Source organism: Streptomyces sp. NPDC001156, assembly GCF_053598275.1.
Genome location: NZ_JBSFJX010000490.1, coordinates 1 through 1,873 on the forward strand (window position 1 = coordinate 1; position 1,873 = coordinate 1,873).

General features: G+C 57.1%; 1 rRNA gene. It reads left to right on the forward strand.

From position 1 onward, the window contains the following. Positions 1 to 1,843, forward strand: a 23S ribosomal RNA gene (locus ACWDA7_RS52490); the annotation flags it as partial. Positions 1,844 to 1,873 lie beyond the last annotated feature (30 nt).

Below are 1,873 nucleotides of genomic sequence, written 5' to 3' on the forward strand. Positions count from 1 at the left end.
AACGGCCAACGCCGGCTGTGATGGGTAGGGGAGCGTCGTCTGCCGGGTGAAGCGGCACTGGAAGGTAGTCGTGGACGGTTGACGAGTGAGAATGCAGGCATGAGTAGCGATTCACACGTGAGAAACGTGTGCGCCGATTGACTAAGGGTTCCTGGGTCAAGCTGATCTGCCCAGGGTAAGTCGGGACCTAAGGCGAGGCCGACAGGCGTAGTCGATGGATAACCGGTTGATATTCCGGTACCCGCTGTGAAGCGTCAAACATCGAGCATCGTGATGCTAAGGCCGTGAAGCCGTTCCGGACCCTTCGGGGAAAGGAAAGTGGTGGAGCCGCCGAACCAAGCGGTTAGTAGGTGAGTGATGGGGTGACGCAGGAAGGTAGTCCATCCCGGGCGGTGGTTGTCCCGGGGTAAGGGTGTAGGACGTCAGGTAGGTAAATCCGCCTGGCTTGTGTCTGAGACCTGATGCCGAGCCGATTGTGGTGAAGTGGATGATCCTATGCTGTCGAGAAAAGCCTCTAGCGAGTTTCATGGCGGCCCGTACCCTAAACCGACTCAGGTGGTCAGGTAGAGAATACCGAGGCGTTCGGGTGAACTATGGTTAAGGAATTCGGCAAAATGCCCCCGTAACTTCGGGAGAAGGGGGGCCATGCCTGGTGAGAGCACTTGCTGCTTGAGCTGGGGGTGGCCGCAGAGACCAGCGAGAAGCGACTGTTTACTAAAAACACAGGTCCGTGCGAAGCCGTAAGGCGATGTATACGGACTGACGCCTGCCCGGTGCTGGAACGTTAAGGGGACCGGTTAGCTCCATTTCGGTGGGGCGAAGCTGAGAACTTAAGCGCCAGTAAACGGCGGTGGTAACTATAACCATCCTAAGGTAGCGAAATTCCTTGTCGGGTAAGTTCCGACCTGCACGAATGGCGTAACGACTTCTCGACTGTCTCAACCATAGGCCCGGTGAAATTGCACTACGAGTAAAGATGCTCGTTTCGCGCAGCAGGACGGAAAGACCCCGGGACCTTTACTACAGTTTGATATTGGTGTTCGGTTCGGCTTGTGTAGGATAGCTGGGAGACTTTGAAGCAGCCACGCCAGTGGTTGTGGAGTCGTCGTTGAAATACCAGTCTGGTCGTGCTGGATGTCTAACCCGGGTCCGTGATCCGGATCGGGGACAGTGTCTGATGGGTAGTTTAACTGGGGCGGTTGCCTCCTAAAGGGTAACGGAGGCGCCCAAAGGTTCCCTCAGCCTGGTTGGCAATCAGGTGTTGAGTGTAAGTGCACAAGGGAGCTTGACTGTGAGACCGACGGGTCGAGCAGGGACGAAAGTCGGGACTAGTGATCCGGCGGTGGCTTGTGGAAGCGCCGTCGCTCAACGGATAAAAGGTACCCCGGGGATAACAGGCTGATCTTCCCCAAGAGTCCATATCGACGGGATGGTTTGGCACCTCGATGTCGGCTCGTCGCATCCTGGGGCTGGAGTCGGTCCCAAGGGTTGGGCTGTTCGCCCATTAAAGCGGTACGCGAGCTGGGTTTAGAACGTCGTGAGACAGTTCGGTCCCTATCCGCTGTGCGCGTAGGAGTCTTGAGAAGGGCTGTCCCTAGTACGAGAGGACCGGGACGGACGAACCTCTGGTGTGCCAGTTGTTCTGCCAAGGGCATGGCTGGTTGGCTACGTTCGGGAGGGATAACCGCTGAAAGCATCTAAGCGGGAAGCCTGCTTCGAGATGAGGACTCCCACCCACTTGATGGGGTAAGGCTCCCAGTAGACGACTGGGTTGATAGGCCGGATCTGGAAGCACGGTAACGTGTGGAGGTGACCGGTACTAATAGGCCGAGGGCTTGTCCTCAGTTGCTCGCGTCCACTGTGTTGGTTCTGA